Source organism: Streptomyces sp. NBC_01006 (genome assembly GCF_045162725.1).
Classification (GTDB): Bacteria; Actinomycetota; Actinomycetes; order Streptomycetales; family Streptomycetaceae; genus Streptomyces.
Genome location: NZ_CP108700.1, coordinates 1,397,927 through 1,423,013, shown reverse-complemented (window position 1 = coordinate 1,423,013; position 25,087 = coordinate 1,397,927). Strand labels below are relative to the sequence as shown.

Genomic DNA, 25,087 nt, shown 5'->3' with positions numbered 1-25,087 from the left:
GGAAGAGGGAACCGGCGGACGGATCGAAGATCACCGCCGGTACGCTGTGCCGTTGACCGGGCCCGAACGAAACCGTCAACAGGGCCCGACCACCACACGACTGGGGCGGGGAACGACCATGATGGGTCCGGCGCACTCACTGTCCGGGGCGGCAGCCTGGCTGGGGGTGGGAGCGGCGGCCGCGGCCGCCGGGCACCCGATGCCCTGGCCGGTCCTCGTCGTCGGCGCGCTCATCTGTGCCGGCGCGGCCCTCGCCCCCGACCTGGACCACAAGTCGGCGACGATCTCGCGCGCCTTCGGCCCGCTCTCCCGGGGCCTGTGCGAGGTGGTCGACAAGATCTCCTACGCCGTCTACAAGGCCACCCGCGCACCCAAGGACGCCCGCCGCACCGGCGGCCACCGCACCCTGACGCACACCTGGCTGTGGGCCGTCCTGATCGGCGCCGGGTCCTCCGCACTGGCGGCCACCACCGACCGCTGGGGCGTGCTCGTCCTGCTCTTCGTCCACCTGGTCCTGGCCGTCGAGGGCCTGCTGTGGCGGGCCGCCCGGATGTCCAGCGACGTCCTGGTCTGGCTGCTGGGCGCCACCAGTGCCTGGATCCTGGCCGGCGTGCTGGACCAGCCCGGCAACGGCGCCGGATGGCTGTTCACCGGCCCCGGCCAGGAATACCTCTGGCTCGGCCTGCCGATCCTGCTCGGCGCCCTGGTCCACGACATCGGCGACGCGCTGACCGTCTCCGGCTGCCCCATCCTGTGGCCCCTGCCGATCGCCGGGAAGCGCTGGTATCCCATCGGCCCGCCCAAGGGCATGCGCTTCCGGGCCGGCAGCTGGGTGGAGCTCAAGGTGCTCATGCCCGTGTTCATGCTGCTCGGCGGCATAGGCGGAGCCTCCGCCCTCGGCTTCATCTAGCTCATCCGGGAGTTCGTCCGGCACGGCGAAGGCCCCGGCCCCCGCGCGGCTGCGGGGGACCGGGGCCTCGTACGGCACCTCGTACGGCAGGCGGTGCGGGCCGGTCAGCCGTGCCAGGAACGCCACAAGGCCGCGTACGCGCCGTCCGCCGCGACCAGCTCGTCGTGCGAGCCCAGTTCGCTGATCCGGCCGCCCTCGACCACCGCGATCACGTCCGCGTCGTGCGCGGTGTGCAGCCGGTGCGCGATCGCGATCACCGTACGGCCGTCCAGCACCCGGGCCAGCGAACGCTCCAGATGCCGCGCGGCCCGCGGGTCCAGCAGCGAGGTGGCCTCGTCCAGCACCAGCGTGTGCGGATCCGCCAGCACCAGCCGGGCCAGCGCGATCTGCTGCGCCTGCGCCGGGGTCAGCGCCGTACCGCCCGAGCCCACCTCGGTGTCCAGGCCGCTCTCCAGCGCCCGGGCCCAGCCATCCGCGTCCACCGCGCCCAGAGCCGCCCACAGCTCGGCGTCACCGGCCCCGGTGCGCGCCAGCCGCAGGTTGTCCCGCAGCGAGCCCACGAACACGTGGTGCTCCTGGTTGACCAGCGCCACCTGCTCGCGCACCCGCTCCGCGGGCATCCGCGACAGCTGCGCCCCGCCGAGGGTGACCTCGCCGGTCCGCGGCGCGTAGATGCCCGCCAGCAGCCGGCCCAGCGTGGACTTGCCCGCCCCCGAGGGGCCGACAAGCGCCATCCGGGTGCCCGGCGGCACGGACATGGACACCTGGTGCAGCACGTCCACGCCCTCCCGGTAGCCGAAGCGCACCTCGTCGGCCCGGACGTCCCGCCCCTCCGGGGAGACGTCCGCGTCACCCGCGTCCGGCTCGATCTCCCGTACGCCCACCAGGCGGGCGAGCGACACCTGGGCGACCTGCAGCTCGTCGTACCAGCGCAGGATCAGGCCGATCGGATCGACCATCATCTGCGCCAGCAGCGCACCGGTGGTCAGCTGTCCCACGGACATCCAGCCCTGGAGCACGCAGTAGCCGCCGATCATCAGCACGGAGCCGAGGATCGTCACGAAGGTGACGTTGACGACGGGGAAGAGGACCGTCCGCAGGTACAGCGTGTACCGCTCCCACGCCGTCCACTCCTTGATCCGCCGCTCCGACAGGGCGATCCGGCCCGGCCCGAGCCGGTGCGCCTCGACCGTGCGCGCGGCGTCCACCGTCTCGGTGAGCGCGGCCGCGACCGCCGCGTACCCGGCCGCCTCCGAACGGTACGCCGACGGCGCCCGCCGGAAGTACCAGCGGCAGCCGGTCACCAGCACCGGCAGCGCCACCAGCGAGGCCAGGGCCAGTGGCGGCGCGGTCACCGTGAGCGCCCCGAAGAGCAGCCCGATCCAGACCACGCCGATGGCCAGCTGCGGCACGGCCTCGCGCATCGCGTTGGCCAGCCGGTCGATGTCGGTGGTGATCCGCGACAGCAGGTCACCGGTGCCGGCCCGCTCCAGCACGCCCGGGGGCAGGCCCACGGACCGCACCAGGAAGTCCTCGCGCAGATCGGCCAGCATCTCCTCGCCGAGCATCGCGCCGCGCAGCCGGACCAGCCGCACGAAGAACGTCTGGACCACGAGGGCCAGCGCGAACAACAGGGCCACGCGCCCCAGATGGAGCTCACGGACCTCCGCCGCCAGCTGGTCCACGACCCGGCCCAGCAGGTACGGGCCGACCATGGAGGCGGTCACCGCGGCCGCGTTGACCGTCACCAGCACCACGAAGGCCCGCCGGTGGCGGCGGAACAGGCCGCGCACATAGCCCCGTACGGTCGCCGTCGTGCCCACGGGCAGGGTGGCGGCCGATGCGGGGGCCGCCGGATCGTATTGCGGCGGCGCCACGCCGATCATGCGGATTCCTCGATCTCTGTGAGTGCTTTTTCCAGCCGGGCTTCTTCCAGCCGGGTCAGCTCCGGCCGGGCCGCCCGCTGTTCCTCGTCGGTCTCGCGGGTGACGACCGCCCGGTAGAGCGGTTCGCCGTGCAGCAGTTCGCGGTGCGTACCGGTCGCGGCGACCGCGCCCTCGTGAATCAGGACCACCCGGTCCGCGCGGTCCAGGAGCAGCGGCGAGGAGGCCAGTACCACCGTCGTGCGCCCGGCGCGCAGGGTGGTGATCCCGTCCGCGATCCGCGCCTCGGTGTGCGAGTCGACGGCCGAGGTCGGCTCGTCCAGGACCAGCACCTCCGGGTCGGTCGCCAGGGACCGGGCCAGCGCGAGTCGCTGGCGCTGCCCGCCCGAGAGGGACCGGCCGCGCTCGGTGATCCGCGCGTCCATCGGGTCCTCCACCCCGTCCGGCGCCGACTGCAGCAGCGCGTCCAGGACGTCCGCGCACTGGGCGGCGGCCAGCGCCGCCCCGGGCTCGACCGCTCCGGACGCCGGTACGGCGAACAGTTCGCGCAGCGTCCCGGACAGCAGCACCGGGTCCTTGTCCTGTACGAGGACCAGCCTGCGCGCGGTGTCCAGCGCGAGCTCGTCCAGCGCGACCCCGCCCAGCAGCACCGAGACCCGCTCGGCAGCCGGGCCGTCGTCCGCCGGATGCCCGCCGAGGCGCTCGGCGAGCCGGCCCGCCAGGTCCGGATCCCCGCACACCACGGCGGTGAACCGGCCCGCTGGGGCCAGCAGTCCCGTCGCGGGGTCGTACAGGTCCCCGCCCGGGGCCGGAGCCCGCGGGATCCCGGCGTCGGGCGCCTCCGGCTCGGGGGCGTCCGTACGCGTCAGCGACAGCACCCGCGCGGCCCGCACGGCGGAGGGCCGGGAGAAGGAGTACGCCATGGCGATCTCCTCGAAGTGCCGCAGCGGGTAGAGCATCGTGGCCACCGCGCTGAAGGCGGCGACGAGTTCACCGACCTCCAGCCGGCCGTCCAGCACGAGTGCGGAGCCGTACCAGACCACGGTGATCAGCAGGGCTCCCGGGAGCAGCACCTGGATCGCGGAGATCAGCGCCCACATCCGGGCGCTGCGCACGGCCGCCTTGCGGACCTCCTGAGAGGCCTCGCGGTAGCGGCCCAGGAACAGCTCCTCGCCGCCGATGCCGCGCAGCACCCGCAGGCCGGCGACGGTGTCGGAGGCGAGTTCGGTGGCCTTGCCGGCCTTCTCGCGCTGCACGTCGGCGCGCCGGGTGGCGCGCGGCAGCAGCGGCAGCACGGACAGGGCCAGCACGGGGACGCCGATCGCGACGACCACGCCGATGGCGGGCGCGTAGAACAGCAGGCCGACGCAGATGGCGACGACGGAGAAGGCGGCGGCAAGGAAGCGGGAGACCGCCTCGACGAACCAGCCGATCTTCTCCACGTCGCCCGTGGAGACCGCGACCACCTCGCCCGCCGCGACCCGCCGGGTCAGAGCCGAGCCCAGTTCGGCGGTCTTGCGGGCGAGCAGTTGCTGCACCCGCGCGGCGGCGGTGATCCAGTTGGTGACGGCGGTCCGGTGGAGCATCGCGTCGCCGACCGAGATGGCCACGCCGATCAGTGCCAGCAGCGCGCCGACCAGCAGCAGCCCGGTGCCGTCGCGCCGGACGACCGCGTCGACGCCCAGCCCCACCGCGTACGGCAGCCCCGCGACGCCGCAGAAGTGCACCAGTCCCCAGCACAGGCTCCGGGCCTGTCCGCCGAGTTGGCCGCGGCCCAGCCACACCAGGAAGCGCGGGCCTGAACGGGCGTCGGGTACCCCGGGATCCGGATACGGAAGATCGCTGATCTGCATGACGCCCCATGACTGGTCGAGTGGTCCAAACCGTGCAAGGTTCGCCTTCCGGACCGGTTCCGGGCAATCGATTTTGCGTTGGCCAAGGCCCTACGCAGCGGGGTGTGCGGCGCGTCCCGCCGCGGATCGCCAAGTCAAGGACGGGTCGCCCACTCCAGCTCCAGCAGCGCCGAGTGGTAACTGCGGCCGGTGGCCCGGTCCATGCCCACCTCGCACATCCGGTTCGCCGACAGATGCGCGTCGAACGGGCGCGAGATCACCTCCGCCGCCTCGCGCTCCGTCGCCGAGGCCGTCAGCTCCGGATGCAGCATGCCCCGGTCACCCGCGAAGGCACAGCAGCCCGCATCGTCCGGAACCACCACCTCCGTCGCACAGGCCTCGGCCACCGCCCGCAGCTGCGCCACGTCGCCCAAGTGGTGCATCGAACAGGTCGGATGGAGCACGGCCGAGCCCACCGTGCGCCGGACCTCCAGGTGCGGGAGCAGCTCGTCCGCCGCCCACACGACGGAGTCGACAACCGTCAGCTCCGCGTGCAGCGCCCGGTTGTCGTCCGTCAGGTACGGGACCACCTCGTGCGCGATGCCCAGCGTGCACGAGGAGGCGTCGACCACCAGCGGCAGCCGCCCGCCGGCGGTCCAGCCCCAGGCGGCCTCCACGATCCGGTTGGCCATCACCCGGTTGCCGGCGTCGTAGCCCTTCGAGTGCCAGATCGTCGCGCAGCAGGTGCCCGAGACGTCGCCGGGGATCCACACCGGCTTCCCGGCCCGCTCCGACACCGCCACCACGGCCTCGGGCAGCGAGGGGCCGGACCGGCCCTGCGGGCCGCCGAAGATCCGGTTCACACAGGCCGGGTAGTACACCGCCGCCGCTCCCACCCGCTCGGTCCGGGGCAGCCTCTTGGCGGCGGCGCCGGGAAGCTGCGGCAGCCACTGCGGAACCAGGTCGGGGCGTACGGCCTTGCGCGCGACCGCGGTGACGGCCTCCAGCAGGCGGTCACCGACCCGGGCAGTGATCTTGTCGGCGGCGGCCACGGCCAGCCGGGCGGATCCCTCGACGGCCTTGAAACGCTGTGCGGCGAGCGCGGCGGCCCGCTCCTCGCGCGGGCTGTGCCGGCGGTGGCGGAACTCCCGCATCAGCGCGCCCGTGTCGATGCCGACGGGGCAGGCCAGCTTGCAGGTGGAGTCGCCCGCGCAGGTGTCCACGGCGTCGTAGCCGTAGGCGTCGAGGAGTCCGTCCAGCACCCGGGAGCCCGGTTGCTGGCGCATCATCTCCCGGCGCAGCACGATCCGTTGGCGCGGCGTGGTCGTCAGGTCCTCGCTGGGGCAGGTCGGTTCGCAGAACCCGCACTCGATGCAGGGGTCCGCCACCGCCTCCACCCGTGGGATCGTCTTCAGCCCGCGCAGATGGGCCGTCGGGTCGCGGTCGAGGAGGATGCGCGGGGCGAGCAGTCCGTCCGGGTCGACGACCCGCTTCGTCCGCCACATCAGCTCGGTGGCCCGGGACCCCCACTCCAGTTCCAGGAAGGGGGCCATGTTGCGGCCGGTGGAGTGCTCGGCCTTCAGCGAGCCGTCGAACCGCTCCACCGTCAGCCGGCAGAAGGCGTCCATGAAGGCCCCGTACCGCTCGACGTCGGCGGGCTTCGCCGCGTCGAAGGCGAGCAGGAAGTGCAGGTTGCCGTGGGCCGCGTGGCCGGCGACGGCAGCATCGAAGCCGTGCTCGGCCTGGAGCGAGAGGAGCGCCTCGCAGGCCTCGGCCAGCCGGGAGGGCGGCACCGCGAAGTCCTCGGTGATCAGGGTGGTGCCGGGGGCGCGGGCTCCGCCGACGGCGGTGACGAAGGCCTTGCGGGCCTTCCAGTACCCGTTGATCGTCCTCGCGTCGCGGGTGAACGCGTTGGTGATCGAAGCCGCCGGAGCGACCAGGTCGAGCCCGGCGAGGACCTCGGCGGCGCGGCGTTCGTACTCCGCGCGGCCCGCCTCGTCCGGCGCGCGGAACTCCACCAGCAGGGCGGTGGTGTCCTTCGGCAGCCCGGCCCAGTCGGCGGGGACCCCCTCGACGCTGACCGAGGCGCGCAGGGTGTTGCCGTCCATCACCTCCACGGCGAGGGCGCCCGCCTCGTTGAACAGCGCTACGGCAGCCGCCGCGGCGGGCAGCGAGGGAAAGAAGAGCAGCGCGCTGGTGAGCTCGCGGTCCAGCGGCACGGTGTCGAAGACGACCTCGGCGATGAAGCCGAGCGTGCCCTCCGAGCCGACCATCAGGCCGCGCAGGATCTCGACGGGGGTGGCGCCGTCCAGGTACGCGTCCAGGCGGTAGCCGGTGGTGTTCTTGATCTCGTACTTGGCCCGGATCCGCGCGACGAGCTCCGGGTCGGCCTCGATCTCGCGCCTGATCTCCATCAGCCCGCGGCACAGCGCCGGTTCCGCGCGCTCCAGCTCCTCGTCCGCCAGGGGATCGGCGGTGTCCACGACGGTCCCGCCGGGCAGCACGAAGGTCAGCGAGGAGAGGGTGCGGTACGAGTTCCTCGTGGTCCCCGCGGTCATGCCGGATGCGTTGTTCGCGACGACCCCGCCGAGCGTGCAGGCGATGGCGCTCGCCGGGTCGGGGCCGAGGACGCGGCCGTGCCGGGCGAGGGCGGCATTGGCCCGCGCCACGGTGGTGCCGGGTCGGATCCGGGCGCGGCGGCCCTCCTCCAGCACCTCGATGCCGGCCCAGTGGCGGCGTACGTCGACCAGGATGTCCTCGCCCTGGGCCTGGCCGTTCAGCGAGGTCCCGGCGGCACGGAAGACGACCTCGCGTCCGCGGCCGTGCGCGTACGAGAGGACCGCGGAGACGTCGTCGATGTCCTCGGCGACCACCACCACCTGCGGCACGAACCGGTACGGCGAGGCGTCGGAGGCGTAGCGGACCAGGTCGGAGACCTTCCACAGCACCTTTTCGGCGCCCAGCAGCTCCGTCAGCTCGGCGCGCAGCGGCTCCGGGGTGCCGGCGCCGCGGTGGTCGGGAACGCGGTCGGGGGCGGGGCCGCCGACGCTGTGCGGCCGCAGGGCTCCGGGCTTCGGTTCCAGCAGCGGCATGCGCGACCCCTCGCTTACTCGTTCGGCCCAGTCCGAGGAACTCTCTGCGGCCCCGGGGCGGCCCTCTCAGCAGCCGTGCTCCATCGGGGCGTCCGTCAGAGCGTTCAGCAGACCGCCGAGCACCTCGCGCTGCTCGGCGGTCAACGGAGCCAGGATCTCCTCTGCCGCGTCGGTTCGCGCGTTGCGCAGGCGGCGCAGCGTGGCGCGGCCCGTGTCGGTCAGCTCGATCCTTATGACCCGCCTGTTGGCCGGATCGGGCGCGCGGCGTACGCATTCGGCGGCCTCCAGGCCGTCCACCAGCGTGGTCACGGCGCGGGGCACGACTTCCAGGCGGGCGGCGAGGTCCGCCATCCGGGGAGGCCGGTCGCCGTCGTAGTGCGAGACGAGGCGCAGCAGCCGGCTCTGGGCGGGGGTGATGCCGAGCGGTTCCAGGTGGTGCTTCTGGATCCGGTGGAGCCGGCGGGTCAGCCGCAGCAGCTGCTCGGCGAGCACGCCGTCCGTGCTGTCGGTTTCGGAAGCGGTCCTCATACTGGGAAACAGTACCAGGACCACATTCATTGTGAGTATAGGTAACAATGAGCTATGCTCATTCGAGTCTCGTAGGTCTTGTACTCAGCCAGGTCTCGTCAGAAGGAGGCTCATGCGCCCCGAAGAGCCGAAATGGATCCCATCGAAAGAAGCCCTCGATCCCAACCGCCCCGCCCCCGCGGAGCAGCCGCGTGAGCTGCGCCGGATCGTGGGCCTGTTCCGCCCCTACCGCGGCCGCCTTGCCGTCGTGGGGCTGCTCGTCTGCGCCTCCTCGCTGGTCGCGGTGGCCTCGCCGTTCCTGCTGAAAGAGATCCTGGACGTCGCCATCCCGCAGGGGCGCACCGGGCTGCTGAGCCTGCTCGCGCTCGGCATGATCCTCACCGCCGTCGTCACCAGCGTCTTCGGCGTGCTCCAGACCCTGATCTCCACCACCGTCGGCCAGCGCGTCATGCACGATCTGCGCACCGCCGTGTACGCCCAGCTCCAGCGGATGCCGCTGGCCTTCTTCACCCGCACCCGGACCGGTGAGGTGCAGTCCCGCATAGCCAACGACATCGGCGGCATGCAGGCGACCGTCACCTCCACCGCGACCTCGCTCGTCTCCAACCTGACGGCCGTGATCGCCTCCATCGTCGCGATGCTCGCGCTCGACTGGCGGCTCACCCTCGTCTCGCTGCTCCTGCTGCCCCTGTTCGTGTGGATCAGCCGGCGCGTGGGCCGCGAGCGCAAGAAGATCACCCTGCAGCGGCAGAAGCAGATGGCGGCCATGGCCGCGACGGTCACCGAGTCGCTGTCTGTGAGCGGCATCCTGCTCGGCCGCACCATGGGCCGCGCCGATTCGCTGACCCGGTCATTCTCCGACGAGTCCGAGAAGCTCGTCGACCTCGAAGTGCGCTCCAGCATGGCCGGGCGCTGGCGGATGTCGACCATCGGCATCGTCATGGCCGCCATGCCCGCGCTCATCTACTGGGCCGCTGGCATAACCCTCCGGCCGGGCGCCCCCTCGCTGTCGGTCGGCACCCTCGTCGCCTTCGTCACGCTCCAGCAGGGCCTGTTCCGGCCCGCCGTGAGCCTGCTGTCGACCGGCGTGCAGATCCAGACCTCGCTCGCCCTGTTCGGCCGCATCTTCGAGTACCTCGACCTGCCGGTGGACATCACCGAGCGCGCGGACGCGGTACGCCTGGACCGGGCCCGGGGCGAGGTCCGGCTGGAGGACGTGCACTTCGCGTACGACGCCAAGCACGGGCCCACGCTGACGGGGATCGACATCACCGTCCCGGCCGGCGGCTCGCTCGCCGTGGTCGGCCCGACCGGCTCTGGCAAGAGCACGCTGAGCTACCTCGTACCCCGGCTCTACGACGTGACCGGCGGCCGCGTCGCCCTCGACGGGGTGGACGTCCGGGATCTCGACTTCGACTCGCTGGCCCGCTCCATCGGCGTGGTCTCCCAGGAGACGTACCTCTTCCACGCCTCGGTCGCCGACAACCTCCGCTTCGCCAAGCCGGACGCCACCGACGAGGAGATAGCCGAGGCGGCCCGCGCGGCCCAGATCCACGAGCACATCGAGTCCCTGCCCGACGGGTACGACACCCTGGTCGGCGAGCGCGGCTACCGCTTCTCCGGCGGCGAGAAGCAGCGCCTCGCCATCGCCCGCACCATCCTGCGCGACCCGCCGGTGCTCATCCTCGACGAGGCCACCAGCGCGCTCGACACCCGCACCGAGCATGCCGTGCAGCGGGCCATCGACAACCTGTCCCAAGGCCGCACCACGATCACCATCGCGCACCGGCTCTCCACCGTCCGCGACGCCGACCAGATCGTCGTACTGGACAAGGGCCGCATCGCCGAGCGCGGTACGCACGAGGAGCTGCTGGAGGCGGACGGCCGGTACGCGGCCCTGGTCCGTCGGGACCGGGAAGCCGCGCTCGTGCCCGAGAAGGTCGCGCAACCTGCACCGGTAAACGTGTGATCGTATGACTGGCGTGCGGGTGTGATGCGGCAAATATGGCGTTTCGCGGGTTAGCGTGCCCGCATGCGCCATGAGTACCAGCCGCCACGGCGTCGCTCCCGGCTCACTCGCCGGGGCCGTCTGGCGCTCTTCCTCGGCATGCTGCTCGCCATCGGTGCGGCCGCTCTGTTTCCGCTGCTGCGGAACGGAGGAGCCCCCGAGAAGCCGCGCCAGTTGACCATCCCGGAGGGCTGGCGGGCACCCCAGGTGTACGCCGCGATCGACCGCGAGCTGAAGCTCCCGGCCGGCTCCGCCAAGGCGGCGGTCCCCACGGCCGGACTGGCCCTGCCCGCGGAGGCGAAGGGCAATCCGGAGGGCTTCCTGTTCCCGGCGACGTATCCGGTGACCTCCAAGTCCACGCCGGCCGCCTTGCTCGCCTACATGGTGGACACGGCCAACCGGAAGCTGGCGACCAAGGCCGTCGCCGACGGGTCCAAGGCACACGGGATGACCCCGTATCAGACGGCCACGCTCGCCAGCATCATCGAGGCGGAAGCCGAATCCCGCAGCGACCGGGGCAAGGTCGCCCGGGTGGTGCACAACCGGCTGGCGCGGTCGATGCCGCTCCAGATGGACTCCACCATCAACTACGCCCTGGGCCGCAACACGGTGGACACCAAGCTGAGCGAGACGCGGATCGACAGCCCCTTCAACACCTACGAGCGCCAAGGGCTCCCGCCGACGCCGATCGACAGCCCGGGCCTTGAGGCCATGGCCGCGGCCGTCGCGCCGACGCCCGGAGACTGGCTGTTCTTCGTCACCGTGAAGCCGGGGGACACCCGCTTCTCGGCGACGTACGAGGAGCACAAGAAGCACGTCGCCGAGTTCAACCGAATCCGGGCCGGTGCCGGTGCCGGTTCGGGCACGGGTTCGGGCACCCGCGAGGCCGCCGCCGGGCCCGCCCGGGCAGGCTCCCGCGCCGGCTAGGCGGAGTGGACGGCGGCCGGCGGGAGGGTGCCGCCCGTACCGCGGGCCAGCATCCCCGTGGTGGTGGTCGGCATGACCTGGGGGCGCTGCTCGTGGAGCTGATCATCGCTGTGTGCCTGCTCGGGTCGGACCGATGGCGCAAAGTTGCCCTGGTGTTTGACGTCATGCTCCACGGGATGATCATTGTGACCATGGGGTTGTGGAGCTTCGCCCCGGTGATGATCGGTTGCCCGGTCGTCGCCGCCATGCCCGCGTCGGTTGCCCCGCAGGCAGAGGAACCGGGCGAGCTCCATGCAGGGAAGCCCGAGTTCGCCCGATCGCCGGCCGAACTCGGCACGGCCTGACGGAAGGGCGACTGATCATCTGCGGTGCGAGGTGGGACCTATGGCCACACTGACGGCAGAGGGAGTCTGCGCAGCGTATCGGAGCGGCGTTGTCTTACGGGACATAGACCTTGAATACGGTCCGGGGGTTCACATATTGCTCGGACCCAACGGTTCCGGTAAGACGACGGCCTTCCGGGTCCTCGCGGGGATCCTGCCCCCGATGCAGGGGACCGTCCTGGTCGACGGCAAGAACCCGTACCGTCAGGCGGACGTGAAATCCGCGATCGGGCTCGCCAGCCATCGGTCGGCGCTGGCGCACCGGCTGAGCGTGATGGACAACCTGCGCTACTGGGCCCGTGTACTGGGCCTGGCATCCGGGCCTTCGGAGGCACGGATCGCCGATGTCCTGACGCTGCTGGGACTTGAGGGACTCGCCGATCAGAGGGTCGGCAGCCTGAGTCGCGGCCAGAACCAACGAGTGGGCCTGGCCAAAGCGTTCCTCGGCCGCCCCCCGATTCTGCTGCTCGACGAGCCGATGTCCGGTCTCGATCCGACCATGGCAGAGCAGCTGTCGGATCATCTGACGGAGCTGGCCGATCACGGCCACACCATCGTCACCTCCACACATGCTCTGACCGAGGCGCACCGGCTGGCCGACGACGTAACGGTCCTGCACGGCGGACGGATAGCTGACGGGCGCAGGCCGTCACCCACCCGGTGGCGGCACGGTCCGGGGATTTCGACCCGGTCTTGCCCGCCTGAGCTGCTGGACCGGGTAAGTCCTAGGCTGCGGCCCGTCGCGACGAGAGCCACTCGTAGGCCGCCTCCGCGCTGAAATCGGGCTGCCCGCCGCGGAACAGCAGGCCGGCACCGGTGAACGCCGGGTCGGTGGCGGTGGTCGGCACGTACGGGATCGCCACGCAGGCCATGCCGGCCGCGTGGGCGGCCTGCGCCCCCGGCGCCGCGTCCTCGACCACCACGCAGTCGGCGGGGTCCGCGCCGAGGCGGCGGGCCGCCTCCAGGAAGACGTCGGGGGCGGGCTTGCCGTGCACCACCTCCTCGGCGGAGACCGCCGTGGTCAGCAGCGAGTCCAGGCCCGTCACCGCCAGCACGGCGTCGATCGCCTCGCGCGAGGACCCGGACGCCACCGCCATCGGGACCCCCTCCGCGTGCAGCCGCTCCACGAACTTCCGCATCTCGGGGAAGGACTCGGTCCCGGCCCGGGCCAGCTCCAGGTAGGCGGCGCTCTGCTCGGCGAGCAGCTGTTCCACCGGGGCCTGGATCCCGTACCGGTCCCTGAGGATCTCCAGCGTCTCCAGGGTGCCGATGCCGATGAAACGCGCGTGCTGCTCCCAGGTGAAATCCGGGACCCCGTGCCGCGCCAGGGTGCGGCGCCCGGACTCGTAGTAGTTCGGCTCGCTGTCCACGAGGGTGCCGTCGAGATCGAATATGACGGAAATCATCCGCTCTGCCCGTCCTGCCGGTTACTTACCTTTCTCACCCATCCTGTCAGGATTTGCGCGCTGCCCGTCCCACGGACTCCACCAGCGGCAGCAGCCGGTGCGCGACGCGCTCGCGCAGCGCCACCTCCGTACGGGTGCGGACCACGCCCGGCAGCCGGATCAGCTGCTGGATCACGTCCTCCAGATGCGCGTTGTCCCGGGCCGCCACCCGGGTCAGCAGGTCCCCGCCGCCGGTGATCGAGAAGGCCTCGATGATCTCGGGCACGGCGGCGAGGGCGTCGCCCACCTCGTCCAGGTGCCCCTGGGTGACCTCGATGTGCACGAACGCCAGCACCGGATGCCCGAGTGCGGCGGGGGAGAGGGCGGGACCCGCTCCGGTGATCACTCCGGTGCGTTCCAGCCGGTCCAGCCGGGCCTGCAGGGTGCCGCGCGCGACCCCGAGGATCCGGGCGTACTCGCGGACGCTGGTGCGCGGCTGTTCGATCAGAAGACGCAGGATCCGGGTGTCGAGCTCGTCCACCGCCATGCCGCGACTGTACCAATGGCCCAGTGCGGTGCCCTTCCGGCGAGTGCGGCCGAGGAGCGGAGAGATGCGGAGAGAACGGAGAGAGCGATGAAGGCCACCACCGGTCTGCACTGCCTGGTCACCGGGGCCAGCGGATACATCGGGGGCCGCCTGGTGCCCGAGCTCCTCGACGCCGGACACCGCGTCCGGTGCCTGGCCCGGTCCCCCGAGAAGCTGCGCGACCACCCGTGGGCCGGGGACGCCGAGGTCGTCCGGGGTGACGTCGTCGACGCCGAGTCCGTCGCGGCGGCCCTGCGCGGCATCGACGTCGCCTACTACCTCGTCCACGCCCTCGGCGCCGGATCCGGATTCGAGGACCGCGACCGCACCGCCGCCCGCGTCTTCGCGGAACAGGCCCGTGCGGCCGGCGTCCGCCGCATCGTCTACCTCGGCGGGCTCACCCCGGCCGGGATCCCGGTACGCGACCTCTCCCCGCACCTGCGCTCCCGCGCCGAGGTCGGCGAGATCCTCCTCGGCTCCGGGGTGCCGGCCACCGTCCTGCGCGCCGCCGTCATCATCGGTTCCGGCTCGGCCTCCTTCGAAATGCTGCGCTACCTGACCGAACGCCTCCCCGTCATGGTCACCCCCAGCTGGGTCGGCACGCGCGTCCAGCCCATCGCGGTCCGCGACGTCCTGCGCTACCTCGTCGGCAGCGCCGCCATGCCGCCCGAGGTCAGCCGCGCCTTCGACATCGGCGGTCCCGACGTGCTCACGTACGAGGAGATGATGCGCCGCTACGCCGCCGTGGCCGCCCTGCCCCACCGGCTCATCCTGCGCGTCCCGATGCTGACCCCGCGGCTGTCCAGCCACTGGATCGGCCTCGTCACGCCCGTGCCGCGCGCCTTGGCCCGGCCGCTCGCCGAATCCCTGCGCCACGAGGTCGTGTGCACGGAGCACGACATCGCGCGCTACGTCCCCGACCCGCCCGGCGCCCCGATCGGCTTCGACCGGGCCGTGTCCCTGGCCCTGCGGCGGGTGCGCGAGGCGAACGTGACCACCCGCTGGTCCTCCGCCTCCCCGCCCGGTGCGCCCAGCGACCCGCTGCCGACCGACCCCGACTGGGCGGGCGGCAGCCTCTACACCGACCGGCGCGAACGCGCGGTCGACGCCTCGCCCGCCGCGCTGTGGCGGGTGGTGGAGGGCATCGGCGGGGAGAACGGCTGGTACTCCTTCCCGCCGGCCTGGGCCGTACGGGGCTGGCTCGACCGGCTCGTCGGCGGCGTCGGCATCCGCCGCGGCCGACGCGACGCGGCCCGGCTGCGGGTGGGGGACTCCCTGGACTTCTGGCGGGTGGAGGAGATCGAACCGGGCCGCCTGCTGCGGCTGCGCGCGGAGATGCGGCTGCCGGGGCTGGCCTGGCTGGAGATGTACGCGGACCCGGCCGCGCCGCCGGGCCGGGACCAGGGCGGTGCGGTCCGGGGCGCCCGGTACCGGCAGCGGGCCCTGTTCCATCCGCACGGGCTGCTCGGCCACCTCTACTGGTGGAGCGTGTCACCGTTCCACGCCGTCGTCTTCGGGGGCATGGCCCGCAACATCGCCCGCGCAGCCCAACGCCTGGACCAGGAGGCCGCCGCGATCGGGGACCCGGCATCCGACCGGTCTGCATCCGACCGGCCCGCATCCGACCGGCCCCGGTCCGCCGAAGTACCGGACGACAGCCGTCCCCCCGGTCCCGACGCGGAGCGAGAGAACCCATGAACGTCGCGGTGGTCCTGTACACCTCCGACCTGCGCCTGCACGACCATCCGCCGCTGCGCGCGGCCCTCTCCTCCTGCGACCGGGTGGTACCGCTCTTCGTCCGCGACCGGGCCGTGGACGCGGCCGGCTTCGCCGCGCCCAACCGGCTCGCCTTCCTCGCCGACTGCCTGGCCGATCTCGACGCCGGACTGCGCGAGCGCGGCGGCCGCCTGGTGCTGCGTTCCGGCGACGCCGTCGCCGAAGTCCGCGCCCTCGTCCGGGAGTGCGACGCCGACGAGGTCCACATGGCGGCCGGGGTCAGCGGGTACGCGCACGCCCGCGAGGAACGGCTGCGCGCAGCCCTCGAAGCCGAGGGAGTACGGCTCTACGTGCACGAGGCGGTGGTCACGGTCGCCGCCCCCGGGGCCGTACTCCCCGCAGGCTCCGACCACTTCGCCGTGTTCACCCCGTACTTCCGCCGCTGGTCCGAACTGCCGCCCCGCACTGTCGCCCCCGCGCCGCGCTCCGTCCACGTGCCCGACGGCATCGGCTCCGACCCGCTGCCGCGCCGCGCGGACGTCACCGGGGTCTCCCCGGGCCTTGCCCGCGGCGGCGAACGCGAGGCCCGCGACCTCCTCAGGCGCTGGCTGCGCGCGGGCCTCTCCCGCTACGCGGACTCCCGCGACGACCTGGCCGGCGACGCCACTTCCCGGATCTCACCGCACCTGCACTTCGGCACGCTCTCGCCCACCGAAGCCGTCCACCGCGCCCGCGCCGCCTCCGGCCCCGCCGCGGACCCCGGCGCCGAGGCCTTCGTCCGGCAGATCTGCTGGCGCGACTTCCACCACCAAGTGCTAGCCGCCCGCCCCGAGACCGCCGTACGGGACTACCGCGACCGCCGCGACCAGTGGCGCACCGGGGCGGCCGCCGAGGAGGAGACCGAGGCCTGGAAGGAGGGCCGTACCGGCTACCCGGTGGTCGACGCGGCCATGCGCCAGCTCCGCCACGAGGGCTGGATGCACAACCGGGGCAGGCTGCTCACCGCCAGCTTCCTCACCAAGACCCTGTACGTGGACTGGCGGGTCGGCGCCCGGTACTTCCTGGACCTCCTCGTGGACGGGGACCTCGCCGACAACCAGCTCAACTGGCAGTGGGTGGCCGGGACGGGCACCGACACCCGCCCCAACCGGGTCCTCAACCCGGTGCGCCAGGGCCTGCGTTACGACCCGGCGGGCCGCTTCGTGCACCGCTGGGTGCCGGAGCTCGCCGGGCTGGACGCCCCGAAGGTGCACGAGCCCTGGCGGCTGCCCGCGCCCGAGCGGGCCCTGTACGCCTACCCGGACCGGATCGTGGAACTCGCCGACGGGCTCGACCGGTTCCGGAGCGGACGGGGAGCGCGGTGAACGGTGGGCCCGGCTCCCGAGCCCTATCGTGAGCGGGTGGACCGCGTGCCCCAGACACCACCGCCGCCCCAAACACCACCGCCGCCCCGGCCCGCCGCCGCACTGAGCACCGGCGCGGTCGCCCGCCGCCTCGGGGTCTCGCCGACGACCCTGCGCTCCTGGGAGCGCCGGTACGCGATCGGCCCGGCCCGCCGGGAGCCCGGCCGGCACCGGCGCTGGACCCCGGGGGACATCGCCCGGCTGGAGCTGATGTGCCGGCTCACCGCCGACGGGGTGCCGCCGGCCGAGGCGGCCCGGGCCGCGCTCGGCGGAGCCCCAGAAGCCCCAGAAGCCCCAGAAGCCCCAGAAGCCCCAGAAGCCCCAGGAGCCCCCCGAGCGCGCCGCGCCGAGGCGGCGCCGTCGACCGCTCCCGGCGGGCCCGACGCCCTACCGCTCGGCGCGGTCCGTCCGGAGTGCCGGGGGCTCTCGCGGGCCGCCGTACGCCTGGACGCGCCGACCGTGGCGGAACTGCTGGAGGCGGCCCTGGCCGAGGACGGCCTCGTCACGGCCTGGGAGGAGGTCATCGCGCCGACCCTGCACGCCGTGGGCCGCAAATGGGCCACCGTCGGGGAGCGCTACGTGGAGGTCGAACACCTGCTGTCCTGGCAGATCTCCGCAGCGCTGCACCGGATCCGGCCCCTGCCCGAGCCGCCCCGGAGCCCGCCGGTACTCCTCGCCTGCGTCCCCGGCGAGCAGCACAGCCTGCCCATCGAGGCCCTGACCGCGGTCCTCGGCCAGCGGGGCGTGCCGGCCCGGATGTTCGGGGCAGCCCTGCCCGCCGAGGCCCTGCGCGACGCCGTGCGGCGCACCGGTCCGCGGACCGTCGTCCTGTGGTCGCAGTCCCGTACGACCGCCGACCCGGCCCTGGCCCGGTCGGTGGCCGGCATCGAGTGGGGACTGCGCGGTGCCCGGGCCCGCCCGGCGCTGCTCCTCGCCGGACCCGGCTGGGGCGCGGACGCACCGGCGCCGCGCACCGAGCGGCTGTACGGGCTGCGCTCGGGCCTCGCGGTCATCGAGTCGCTCGCGCCGCCTCGGGCAGCGACCGGCGCAGCCGGTGCAGGGCCCTTCGCATGTGGCTCTTGACGGTGCCCAGGGGGAGCCCCGTGCGGTCCGCGATCTGCGTCTGGGTCAGGTCCGCGTAGAAGGCTAGGTGCAGCACCCGCCGCTGCTCGGAGGGCAGTCTGGCCAGCTCCCCGAGGACCAGCACCCGGTCCAGGACCTGCTCCGCCTCCTGCCGCGCCGGGCCTGCGGGACGCTCGGCCACACCGCGGGAGGCGCGCGAGGCGGCCTCGGCCGCCCGGGCCCGCCGGGTCCGCGCCTCCAGGGCGTCGGCCACCTTGTGGCGGGTGATGCCGGTGATCCAGGCCCCGAGCCCGCCGGGCCCGGGCCGGTAGCGGCGCCGGCCGTGCCAGACGGCGAGGAACACCTGCTGGGTGATGTCCTCGGCCTCCCGCTCCTCGCCCAGGTACCGGTGGGCGAGCGAGTGCACCAGCGGCCGCCAGCGCCGGTAGACGGCCTCCATGCACCGCTCGTCGCCCGCCGCGAAACCCGCCGCCACGCACTCCTCGCGCTCGCTCTCGTCCATGCTCCGACCCTCGCGAGCACGCACCCGACGAGCCACTCGCAGCATTTGCGCATCGATTTTGCCGTCCCGTCCCCGAACGCGCCGTCCTGCCCCGGAACAGCAGGAATCCTCCGGCGCCGACACGCCGGAGGGTTTAGGGTCCGGAGCATGAGCGACCTGTTGCTGGTGAGACACGGCGAGACGGCCTGGAGCGCCAACGGGCGCCACACCGGGCGGACCGACATCCCGCTGACCGCCACCGGCGTCGAGGAGGCCATCTCGCTGGCCCCGTACTTCCGTGACCGGCACTTCTCCCTGGTGCTGACCAGCCCGCTGCGCCGGGCCGTCGCCACAGCCGAACTCGCCGGACTGAGCGGCGGCGTCACCGACCCCGACCTGTACGAATGGGACTACGGCGGCTACGAGGGCATCACGACCGCCGAGATCCGGCGGACGCGGCCGCACTGGTCCCTGTGGACCGACGGCGTCCCGCCCGGCGACGCCGAACACCCCGGCGAGGACGCCGCCCAGGTCGGCGCCCGCGCGGACTGCGCCCTGGCCCGGGCGGCCGCGGTCCTCGCCGAGGACCGCGGCGATGCCGTCCTCGTCGCCCACGGCCACTTCCTGCGCGTCCTGACCGCCCGCTACCTGGGCCTGCCCCCGCAGGACGGCCGGCTCTTCCTGCTGCGCACCGGCACGGTCAGCATCCTGTCCACCGAACACGGCCTCCCGGTGATCGCGGGCTGGAACACCCACCCCTGAGTTCCGCGCCCCCAGGTCCCGCGGCCGTACACGTGGGATTCTGAGAACGTGCGAGCCCTTGGGGAACTCGAACGGGAACTCCGGACGGGCACCGGCCCGGTGCCGGCGGCCGCACGGCGGGCGGTCCGCACCACGCTCGCCGCCTGCACCGGTTTCTTCGTGTTCCTGTACGGATACGACCGGCCCATCGGCGCGACCTACGCCCTCTTCTCCGCCGTCTCCCTGGCCGGGCTCGCCCGGATCCCCGGCACCGGACGGCAGCGGGCCGCCGTCGTGGTCAAGCTGCTCCCGGTGGCCTGCTTCCTGGTGACCGTGGGCACCTTCCTCGCCGTACGGACCTGGAGCGCCGTCCTCGGCATGGCGGTCATCGGCTTCTGCCTGGCCTTCTCGGCGGCGGCCGGACCCCGGCCGGCGGGCGCCGCACCCGGGCTCCAACTCCTGTACATCCTGCCGAGCTTCCCGCCGTACCTCCCGCACACCCTCGGCGAGCGTCTGGTCGGCACCCTCACCGGCCTCCTGCTGCTGATCCTCGCCGAGGCCTTGATCCTGCCCGACCCCCGCCCGGTGACCTACGCGGAGCGGGCCGCGGGCGCCGTGGCCGAGGCGGCCCGGTGCGCCGCCGCGCTGGGGCAGCCGCCCCACGTACTGGCCGCTCCGGCTGCCGACCGGGCCCGGGCGGCAGCCGAGGCGCTGCGCCCCTCCCACGTCCCGGAGGCCGAACGGCCCGCCGGGCCGGGCCTGCGCGAGCGGGCCATGGCCCACACCGGGCTGGCCGCGCGCACCCTGCTCTCCCGGCTGCGGAACCTGCCCGCACCGCCGGCCGGGCGGGAGCCGAGACAGGCCGGGCTCGACCTCCTCGGCGCGGTCCGGGAATCGGCGACCGGGACCGCCACCCTGCTCCGCGACGGGCGCCCGCCCCCGGTGGACTCGGCGGAGCTGCTGCGCCTGCGCGCCCGCAACGCCCGTACCCCGGCCGACCTGCCCGAGTCCCGCCGCCGGCAGGCCGCGCTGCTGGAGGTCGCGGACGCCGCCGTGGCGCTCCGCACGGCATCGGAGATCGCCGTGGAGGGGCGCGGGGCGCACCCGGACGCGGACGCGGCGGACCGGTTCTGGTACGTCCGGCAGAGCACCCCCCGCCTCTGGTGGCACCGGCTCGCCGCGCACACGGGGCCGCGCTCCGTCCACTTCCAGAACGCCGTACGGATCGCGCTGGCCCTCGCGGTGGCCCGTACCGTGGCCGGGCTCGACTCCCTCCCGCACGGTTTCTGGGCCATGCTCGCGGTCATCAGCCTCACCCGGACCACCGCCGTGCAGACCCGGGGCACCGTGCGCAGCGCGCTGATCGGCACCTGCGTGGGCGCGCTCGCCGCCGGCACGGTGCTCGCACTGGCCCGCGAGGAGACCACCGTGTACGCGATCGCGCTCGCGCCGCTGATGCTGCTCACGTTCACGCTCGGTCCCGTACGGGGCGTGGGCTGGGCGCAGGCGATGTTCACGCTCGTCGTCGCCCTCGTCTTCGCCCAGCTGGCCCCGGTCACCTGGCAGCTGGCCGAGGTCCGCTTCCTGGACGTGCTCATCGGCAGCGCGATCGGGATCGTGTGCGGGCTGCTCGCCTGGCCGCGCGGGGCCCAGGAGGAACTGGCCCGGGCGGTGGCCGGGCTGCTGCGCGCCTGCGCCGACGACGTCGAGTCGACCACCGCCGTCGTCGCGGCGCCCGGGCGGCTGCCGGAATCCCCCGGGGACGCGGAGCACCGGGTCCGGACCACGCTGTCGATGGCGGAGTCGGCGTACGCCCAGTACCAGAGCGAGAGGCAGCGCCCGGTGGGGCCCGGTGCCGACTGGCAGGCCGCGGTGATGACCGGGCACCACGTGCTCTGGGGCGGCGGGCGGGTGCTGGGCAGCGCCGACGGGACACCGCTCGCGCGCAGTGAGGCGGCGGGACTGCGCGAGTACGCGGCCCGGGTGGCGGCCGGACTGCGCCGCGCGGCGGCAGCGGCCGACGCCCCGCGCAAGACCCGGCACGGCCCGCCGGGCGGTCCCGTAGCCCTTCTTCCGGACACACTGCCCGCGCCCACCGACGCGGCGCCGCCCGATGCCGGGCCCGCGTACTTCGCCACGACGGCCTGGCTCGACTCCCTGACGGCGGACCTCCAGCTCATCGCGTCGGGCCGCGCCGCGGCCCACTCCCCGGGGTGAGCGCAGGGGCCCCCGCCGTTTCCCGGCCGCCGGCCCGGGCAGAACCTCCACGGCGTCCGGACCGGCCGGGCGGTGGCGAACAGGAATCGAGGGTGAAGGTGGGGGAGCCGATGAAGGGCGGCAAATCCGCGGCGGAGGTCTTCGACGATGTCGGCGCACGGTACGAGGGGGTGTTCGGGCGCGTCCCCGGTCAGCTCGCCGCACTGGACTGGCTCACCGCCCGCCTCACCCCCGGCGCCCGCGTGCTGGACGTGGGCAGCGGTACGGGCCGCCCGGCCGCCGAGGCGCTCGCGCGGGCCGGCTGCGCGGTGACCGGCATCGACGTCTCGGCGCACATGGTCGACCTCGCGCGCTCCCGGGTTCCGCAGGCCCGCTTCGAGCAGGCCGACGTACGGACGTACGAGCCCGCGGAGGGCTCCTTCGACGCGGTGTGCTCCTTCTTCCCGCTGCTCGTGATGGACCAGCGGGAGATCGCGGCGGCCCTGGAGCGGATGGCCTCGTGGGTGGCGCCCGGCGGGTACTTCGTACTGGCGACCGTGCCGGGTGACATCAGCGACCTCGACATCGTCTGGATGGGGCACGAGGTCACCGTCAGCAGCCTGTCCCCGGCGGAGCACCTGCGGCTGCTGGGCGCGGCAGGCCTGGAGGTGGTGGAGCACCACACCGCGCTGTTCCGGCCCGCGGGGGTCGAGCCCGAGGAGCACTTCTTCTGCTACGCCCGCCGCCCCGCCTGAGCGAGTGCTGGTCCGTTGGCCTCAGGTGGCCGATAAATACCCTCCGGTACTGGGCCAATGGCCCAGTGATTCGGAGCTGTGTTGAGCCAGTGGGCCCTCAGATGCTTATCTGTGTCGTATCCATGTACTTACGGCGCCGCGCAGCGCCGGGCGGCAACGAGGCCGGTCCGGAGCGCGGCGCCTTCGCCGTGCCCGCCTGCCGCCCACCACCCCCGGGCGGACGCCGGACCGGCGCGCACCACTGCAAGGGGGGCGGCACACCGCCGTGAAGAGGATGTTCGTGGCTCCGGATCCGGGGCGCCTGAGACTGAGGAACTCGCTGCGGGCCGTGCTGGGCGTCGGGCTCGCCGTCGCCGTGGCCGAGCTCTGCGGCCTCTCCCTCACCGCTTCCATCACCGGGGGACTGGCGGCCCTGCTCACCCTGTTCACCGTGCTCGACACGACCGTGCGGGCCCAGCGGGTGACCAGCGCCCTGCTGCCCGTCGCCGGATTCCCCGTCCTCGCACTGGCCACCACCCTGCACGGGGTGCCGCTCGCCCGGGACGCCGCCTTCCTCGCCGTCGTGTTCGCCGGGGTCTACGCCCGCCGCTGGGGGCCGCGCGGGCACGCCCTCGGGATCTTCGGCTTCATGATGTTCTTCGTCACCCAGTTCCTGCACGCCGTACCCGGCCAGCTTCCCGAGCTGTACGCCGCCGTCGGGCTGGCGCTGCTGTCCGCCGGAGCGGTGCGGTTCCTCCTCTGGCCGATCGAGCGGCGCACCCCGCCGCCCGCCGCGCCGCCCGGCCTGCCCGGCACCGGCCTGGCCCGGCCGACCACGCGGCAGGCCTTCCAGGCCACCGCCGCCTGCGCCTTCGCGCTCGGCATCGGCCAGGCGCTCTCCGACGACCGCTGGTACTGGGCCGTCGGCACCGCCTGGTGGATCTTCGTCAACACGGCCTCCCGCGGCGAAACCCTCGTCCGCGGGTTCCGCCGGGTCCTCGGCACGGTCGTCGGCATCGCCGCCGGGCTGCTGATCGCGGTACCCCTGCACGGGGCGCCCGCGCCCACCGCCGCCCTGGTCGCCGTATGCGTCTTCGGGATCTTCTACACCGCGGCGCCCTCGTACTCCTGGATGATGTTCTTCGTCACCGTCATGGCCGGACTGCTCTACGGGCTCCTCGGCGTCCTGCACCCCGGCCTGCTGCTCCTGCGCTTCGAGGAGACCGCGATCGGCGCGCTGGGCGCGGCCCTCGCCGTGGTGCTCGTCCTCCCGGTGACCACGCACGCCGCCAACGATGCCTGGATCCAGCGCGCCCTGCACTGCGTACGGGCGTCCACGGCGGCCGCGCTCGACCGCCTCGCCGGGGACCCCGAGGCCGATCCCGCCCCGCACGCCGCCGAACTCGAACTGCTGCTGGCCCGCGTACGGATGGCCCTCGCGCCGCTCGTCCACCCGCTGAGCCCGCTGCGCGCCCGCAAGGCCCGGGCCCGGCAGGTCCTCGGGCTGCTCGACGACTGCGCCCGCGAGGTGCGCGGACTGGTGGCCGTCGCCGCCGACCCGCAGGCCTCGCACGACGCCCGGCTGGCCGCCGCCTGCTGGCGGGTGGAGAGCGCCGTTGAGGCGCTGACCGCCCCGCGGGCCGCGGCGGAACGCGCTGTTCCCGCCCATCCCCGGCCCGCCGGCGAGGAGCCGGCCCTCGCGCACCTGCACGGCCTGGAGCACGCCCTCGCGGCCCTCCACACCCCTCTGCGCACCGACCCCCGCGCGCCCCTCGCCGTCGGCGCCTGATCCGGCCCGCCCGGGCCCTGACCTACGAGGTCAGGGCCCCGATGGCGGCAGATCTTACGCCCTGTCAGGACCCCTCCGCAGGGCAATGGCCCGAAGATCACTCGGTGGAGTTGTTCCGGCCGTGCGTGCGGTATGCCGCTGACCTGCGGCATGTACAACGGGTGGTTGTTGACAGCACATTCATCTGGCACGTACAGGGTGGATCTGGTCGGACAGGGGGTAACCGCCCGGGATGGAAATACTTCAACAGCGCTCGACCACAGCCCAAGTGTGGGAAGCAGCCGAGGAGTTCATCCGACTCTTCCACCGGGAGAATCCGCCGGCGGGTGATCCGCGGGCCCGGCTCGCCACCGTGCGTGCCGAGCTCGCGGACACCGGAAGCTACCGGCACACCCCGCAGGAGCTCGTCCACGGGGCCCGTGTCGCCTGGCGCAACAGTAACCGCTGCATCGGCAGGCTGTACTGGAACTCGCTGCGCGTGCGCGACCGCCGCGACCTCACCGACGCCGACGACATAGCCGCCGAGTGCTTCGAGCACCTGCGCGACGCGACCAACGGCGGCCGGGTCAGACCGACCATCACCGTCTTCGCCCCCGACACCCCGGACCGCCCCGGCCCGCTGATCTGGAGCGAGCAACTCGTCCGGTACGCCGGATACGGGGACCACCACTCCGTCACCGTGGGCGACGCCCGCAACGCACCGCTCACCAGTGTCCTGCTCGGCCTCGGCTGGACCGGGGGCGCGGGCACCCCCTTCGATCTGCTGCCGCTGGTGGTCCAGGGCGTCGACGACAAGCCCCGCTGGTTCGAGACCCCCGCGGACGCCGTGCTGGAAGTCCCGATCGAGCACCCCGACGACGCCGGCTGGGCGGAGTGGGGGCTGCGCTGGCACGCCGTACCCGCCATCTCCAACATGTGCCTGGAGATCGGCGGCATCCACTATCCGGCCGCGCCCTTCAACGGCTGGTACATGGGGACCGAGATCGGCGCCCGCAACCTCGCGGACACCGACCGGTACAACCTGCTCCCCGCCGTCGCCCGGCGCCTCGGCCTCGACACCACCAGCGACCGCTCGCTGTGGAAGGACCGCGCGCTCGTCGAGCTCAACCGGGCCGTACTGCACTCCTTCGACCGGGCCGGGGTCACCATCGCGGACCACCACACCGAGTCCCGGCGCTTCCTCAGCCACATAGAGCGCGAGGAGCGCAAGGGGCGGGAGGTGGGCGCCGACTGGTCCTGGATAGTGCCGCCGATCTCGGGCTCCGCGACCCCGGTCTTCCACCGCACGTACGACGACCGCCCGAGCTCGACGGCGTACGTGCACCACCCGGGCGCGCAGGAACGGGCCCAAGGGCGAGATCTGGTCTAGACCCTCTGTTACCGTCGGCTCCGCACGGATCGATCCGGAGC

21 protein-coding genes are annotated in these 25,087 nt (G+C 73.6%); 13 read left to right on the top strand and 8 right to left on the bottom strand.

Annotation, left to right across the window (positions count from 1 at the left end; translation table 11 throughout):
* The first annotated feature begins 118 nt into the window (after positions 1-118).
* On the top strand, positions 119-910 hold the full coding sequence (locus OG509_RS06350; RefSeq protein WP_133898761.1) for a metal-dependent hydrolase: 792 nt from the start codon (positions 119-121) through the stop codon (positions 908-910).
* 104 nt (positions 911-1,014) lie between these two features.
* Here the strand turns inward: OG509_RS06350 and OG509_RS06345 are convergent, their stop codons facing one another.
* The 4 genes from OG509_RS06345 to OG509_RS06330 form a co-directional block, all read right to left on the bottom strand.
* The gene (locus OG509_RS06345; RefSeq protein ID WP_406180813.1) at positions 1,015-2,796 is read right to left on the bottom strand and encodes an ABC transporter ATP-binding protein; all 1,782 of its coding nucleotides are present in this window, start codon (positions 2,794-2,796) and stop codon (positions 1,015-1,017) included.
* Positions 2,793-4,646 (bottom strand): ABC transporter transmembrane domain-containing protein, encoded by a 1,854-nt coding sequence (locus tag OG509_RS06340; protein WP_406180812.1) that lies wholly within the window; start codon positions 4,644-4,646, stop codon positions 2,793-2,795. The genes OG509_RS06345 and OG509_RS06340 overlap by 4 nt, the downstream gene beginning before the upstream one ends.
* A 134-nt stretch (positions 4,647-4,780) precedes the next feature.
* The gene (locus OG509_RS06335; protein WP_406180811.1) at positions 4,781-7,717 is read right to left on the bottom strand and encodes an FAD-binding and (Fe-S)-binding domain-containing protein; all 2,937 of its coding nucleotides are present in this window, start codon (positions 7,715-7,717) and stop codon (positions 4,781-4,783) included.
* A 66-nt stretch (positions 7,718-7,783) separates the two neighbouring features.
* On the bottom strand, positions 7,784-8,245 hold the full coding sequence (locus OG509_RS06330) for a MarR family winged helix-turn-helix transcriptional regulator (RefSeq protein ID WP_385583774.1): 462 nt from the start codon (positions 8,243-8,245) through the stop codon (positions 7,784-7,786).
* A gap of 112 nt (positions 8,246-8,357) precedes the next feature.
* On the opposite strand from OG509_RS06330, the gene OG509_RS06325 reads away from it, so the two are divergent.
* Both OG509_RS06325 and mltG read left to right on the top strand, forming a co-directional pair.
* Positions 8,358-10,214: an ABC transporter ATP-binding protein gene (locus OG509_RS06325; protein ID WP_406180810.1), complete on the top strand. Its 1,857-nt coding sequence runs from the start codon at positions 8,358-8,360 to the stop codon at positions 10,212-10,214.
* A 63-nt stretch (positions 10,215-10,277) separates the two neighbouring features.
* Positions 10,278-11,180, top strand: a complete 903-nt coding sequence (gene mltG, locus OG509_RS06320) for an endolytic transglycosylase MltG (protein WP_406180809.1) — start codon at positions 10,278-10,280, stop codon at positions 11,178-11,180.
* Here the strand turns inward: mltG and OG509_RS06315 are convergent.
* Positions 11,177-11,353 carry a hypothetical protein gene (locus tag OG509_RS06315; RefSeq protein WP_406180807.1) on the bottom strand — a complete coding sequence of 59 codons (177 nt, stop codon included), beginning with the start codon at positions 11,351-11,353 and terminating at the stop codon, positions 11,177-11,179. The two genes, mltG and OG509_RS06315, sit on opposite strands and share 4 nt — an antisense overlap.
* Before the next feature lie 3 nt (positions 11,354-11,356).
* On the opposite strand from OG509_RS06315, the gene OG509_RS06310 reads away from it, so the two are divergent.
* The gene (locus OG509_RS06310) at positions 11,357-11,524 is read left to right on the top strand and encodes a hypothetical protein (RefSeq protein ID WP_406180806.1); all 168 of its coding nucleotides are present in this window, start codon (positions 11,357-11,359) and stop codon (positions 11,522-11,524) included.
* The gene (locus OG509_RS06305; RefSeq protein ID WP_406180805.1) at positions 11,472-12,341 is read left to right on the top strand and encodes an ABC transporter ATP-binding protein; all 870 of its coding nucleotides are present in this window, start codon (positions 11,472-11,474) and stop codon (positions 12,339-12,341) included. The genes OG509_RS06310 and OG509_RS06305 overlap by 53 nt, the downstream gene beginning before the upstream one ends.
* Here the strand turns inward: OG509_RS06305 and OG509_RS06300 are convergent.
* Together OG509_RS06300 and OG509_RS06295 are read right to left on the bottom strand one after the other, a co-directional pair.
* Positions 12,289-12,969 carry an HAD family hydrolase gene (locus OG509_RS06300; RefSeq protein ID WP_406180804.1) on the bottom strand — a complete coding sequence of 227 codons (681 nt, stop codon included), beginning with the start codon at positions 12,967-12,969 and terminating at the stop codon, positions 12,289-12,291. The genes OG509_RS06305 and OG509_RS06300 overlap by 53 nt on opposite strands.
* 46 nt (positions 12,970-13,015) lie before the next feature.
* Positions 13,016-13,495 carry an Lrp/AsnC family transcriptional regulator gene (locus OG509_RS06295; protein WP_406180803.1) on the bottom strand — a complete coding sequence of 160 codons (480 nt, stop codon included), beginning with the start codon at positions 13,493-13,495 and terminating at the stop codon, positions 13,016-13,018.
* 87 nt (positions 13,496-13,582) lie between these two features.
* Here OG509_RS06295 and OG509_RS06290 point away from each other — a divergent pair, with 87 nt between their 5' ends.
* From OG509_RS06290 to OG509_RS06280, 3 genes are read left to right on the top strand one after another with little or no spacing between them, the layout of a single operon-like run.
* The gene (locus OG509_RS06290) at positions 13,583-15,232 is read left to right on the top strand and encodes an SDR family oxidoreductase (protein WP_406180802.1); all 1,650 of its coding nucleotides are present in this window, start codon (positions 13,583-13,585) and stop codon (positions 15,230-15,232) included.
* On the top strand, positions 15,229-16,614 hold the full coding sequence (locus OG509_RS06285; RefSeq protein ID WP_406180800.1) for a cryptochrome/photolyase family protein: 1,386 nt from the start codon (positions 15,229-15,231) through the stop codon (positions 16,612-16,614). The genes OG509_RS06290 and OG509_RS06285 overlap by 4 nt, the downstream gene beginning before the upstream one ends.
* Positions 16,615-16,650: 36 nt before the next feature.
* Entirely contained in the window at positions 16,651-17,736 is a 1,086-nt protein-coding gene (locus tag OG509_RS06280; protein WP_406180799.1) for a MerR family transcriptional regulator, read from the top strand.
* Here the strand turns inward: OG509_RS06280 and OG509_RS06275 are convergent.
* On the bottom strand, positions 17,663-18,238 hold the full coding sequence (locus OG509_RS06275; RefSeq protein ID WP_406180798.1) for an RNA polymerase sigma factor: 576 nt from the start codon (positions 18,236-18,238) through the stop codon (positions 17,663-17,665). The genes OG509_RS06280 and OG509_RS06275 overlap by 74 nt on opposite strands.
* A gap of 147 nt (positions 18,239-18,385) precedes the next feature.
* On the opposite strand from OG509_RS06275, the gene OG509_RS06270 reads away from it, so the two are divergent.
* The 5 genes from OG509_RS06270 (at position 18,386) to OG509_RS06250 (ending at position 25,046) form a co-directional block, all read left to right on the top strand.
* Positions 18,386-18,979, top strand: a complete 594-nt coding sequence (locus tag OG509_RS06270) for a histidine phosphatase family protein (protein WP_406180797.1) — start codon at positions 18,386-18,388, stop codon at positions 18,977-18,979.
* A gap of 48 nt (positions 18,980-19,027) precedes the next feature.
* Positions 19,028-21,175, top strand: coding sequence for an FUSC family protein (locus OG509_RS06265; RefSeq protein ID WP_406180796.1), 2,148 nt, complete (start codon positions 19,028-19,030; stop codon positions 21,173-21,175).
* Between the two features lie 110 nt (positions 21,176-21,285).
* Complete coding sequence (locus tag OG509_RS06260) at positions 21,286-21,909, top strand: class I SAM-dependent methyltransferase (RefSeq protein ID WP_406180794.1); 624 nt, start codon at positions 21,286-21,288, stop codon at positions 21,907-21,909.
* A 274-nt stretch (positions 21,910-22,183) separates the two neighbouring features.
* A complete protein-coding gene (locus OG509_RS06255) occupies positions 22,184-23,677 on the top strand; it encodes an FUSC family protein (protein ID WP_406187485.1) in 1,494 nt (497 codons plus the stop codon).
* 232 nt (positions 23,678-23,909) lie between these two features.
* Positions 23,910-25,046, top strand: a complete 1,137-nt coding sequence (locus tag OG509_RS06250) for a nitric oxide synthase oxygenase (protein WP_406180793.1) — start codon at positions 23,910-23,912, stop codon at positions 25,044-25,046.
* Positions 25,047-25,087: the final 41 nt, after the last annotated feature.

Excerpts from the sequence above, each read along its gene's own strand:
- OG509_RS06350 (WP_133898761.1), top strand. The coding sequence starts at position 119 with ATGATGGGTCCGGCGCACTCACTGTCCGGGGCGGCAGCCTGGCTGGGG.
- OG509_RS06345 (WP_406180813.1), bottom strand. The coding sequence starts at position 2,796 with ATGATCGGCGTGGCGCCGCCGCAATACGATCCGGCGGCCCCCGCATCG.
- OG509_RS06340 (WP_406180812.1), bottom strand. The coding sequence starts at position 4,646 with ATGCAGATCAGCGATCTTCCGTATCCGGATCCCGGGGTACCCGACGCC.
- OG509_RS06335 (WP_406180811.1), bottom strand. The coding sequence starts at position 7,717 with ATGCCGCTGCTGGAACCGAAGCCCGGAGCCCTGCGGCCGCACAGCGTC.
- OG509_RS06330 (WP_385583774.1), bottom strand. The coding sequence starts at position 8,245 with ATGAGGACCGCTTCCGAAACCGACAGCACGGACGGCGTGCTCGCCGAG.
- OG509_RS06325 (WP_406180810.1), top strand. The coding sequence starts at position 8,358 with ATGCGCCCCGAAGAGCCGAAATGGATCCCATCGAAAGAAGCCCTCGAT.
- mltG (WP_406180809.1), top strand. The coding sequence starts at position 10,278 with ATGCGCCATGAGTACCAGCCGCCACGGCGTCGCTCCCGGCTCACTCGC.
- OG509_RS06310 (WP_406180806.1), top strand. The coding sequence starts at position 11,357 with ATGATCATTGTGACCATGGGGTTGTGGAGCTTCGCCCCGGTGATGATC.
- OG509_RS06305 (WP_406180805.1), top strand. The coding sequence starts at position 11,472 with ATGCAGGGAAGCCCGAGTTCGCCCGATCGCCGGCCGAACTCGGCACGG.
- OG509_RS06300 (WP_406180804.1), bottom strand. The coding sequence starts at position 12,969 with ATGATTTCCGTCATATTCGATCTCGACGGCACCCTCGTGGACAGCGAG.
- OG509_RS06295 (WP_406180803.1), bottom strand. The coding sequence starts at position 13,495 with ATGGCGGTGGACGAGCTCGACACCCGGATCCTGCGTCTTCTGATCGAA.
- OG509_RS06290 (WP_406180802.1), top strand. The coding sequence starts at position 13,583 with ATGAAGGCCACCACCGGTCTGCACTGCCTGGTCACCGGGGCCAGCGGA.
- OG509_RS06285 (WP_406180800.1), top strand. The coding sequence starts at position 15,229 with ATGAACGTCGCGGTGGTCCTGTACACCTCCGACCTGCGCCTGCACGAC.
- OG509_RS06275 (WP_406180798.1), bottom strand. The coding sequence starts at position 18,238 with ATGGACGAGAGCGAGCGCGAGGAGTGCGTGGCGGCGGGTTTCGCGGCG.
- OG509_RS06270 (WP_406180797.1), top strand. The coding sequence starts at position 18,386 with ATGAGCGACCTGTTGCTGGTGAGACACGGCGAGACGGCCTGGAGCGCC.
- OG509_RS06260 (WP_406180794.1), top strand. The coding sequence starts at position 21,286 with ATGAAGGGCGGCAAATCCGCGGCGGAGGTCTTCGACGATGTCGGCGCA.
- OG509_RS06255 (WP_406187485.1), top strand. The coding sequence starts at position 22,184 with ATGTTCGTGGCTCCGGATCCGGGGCGCCTGAGACTGAGGAACTCGCTG.
- OG509_RS06250 (WP_406180793.1), top strand. The coding sequence starts at position 23,910 with ATGGAAATACTTCAACAGCGCTCGACCACAGCCCAAGTGTGGGAAGCA.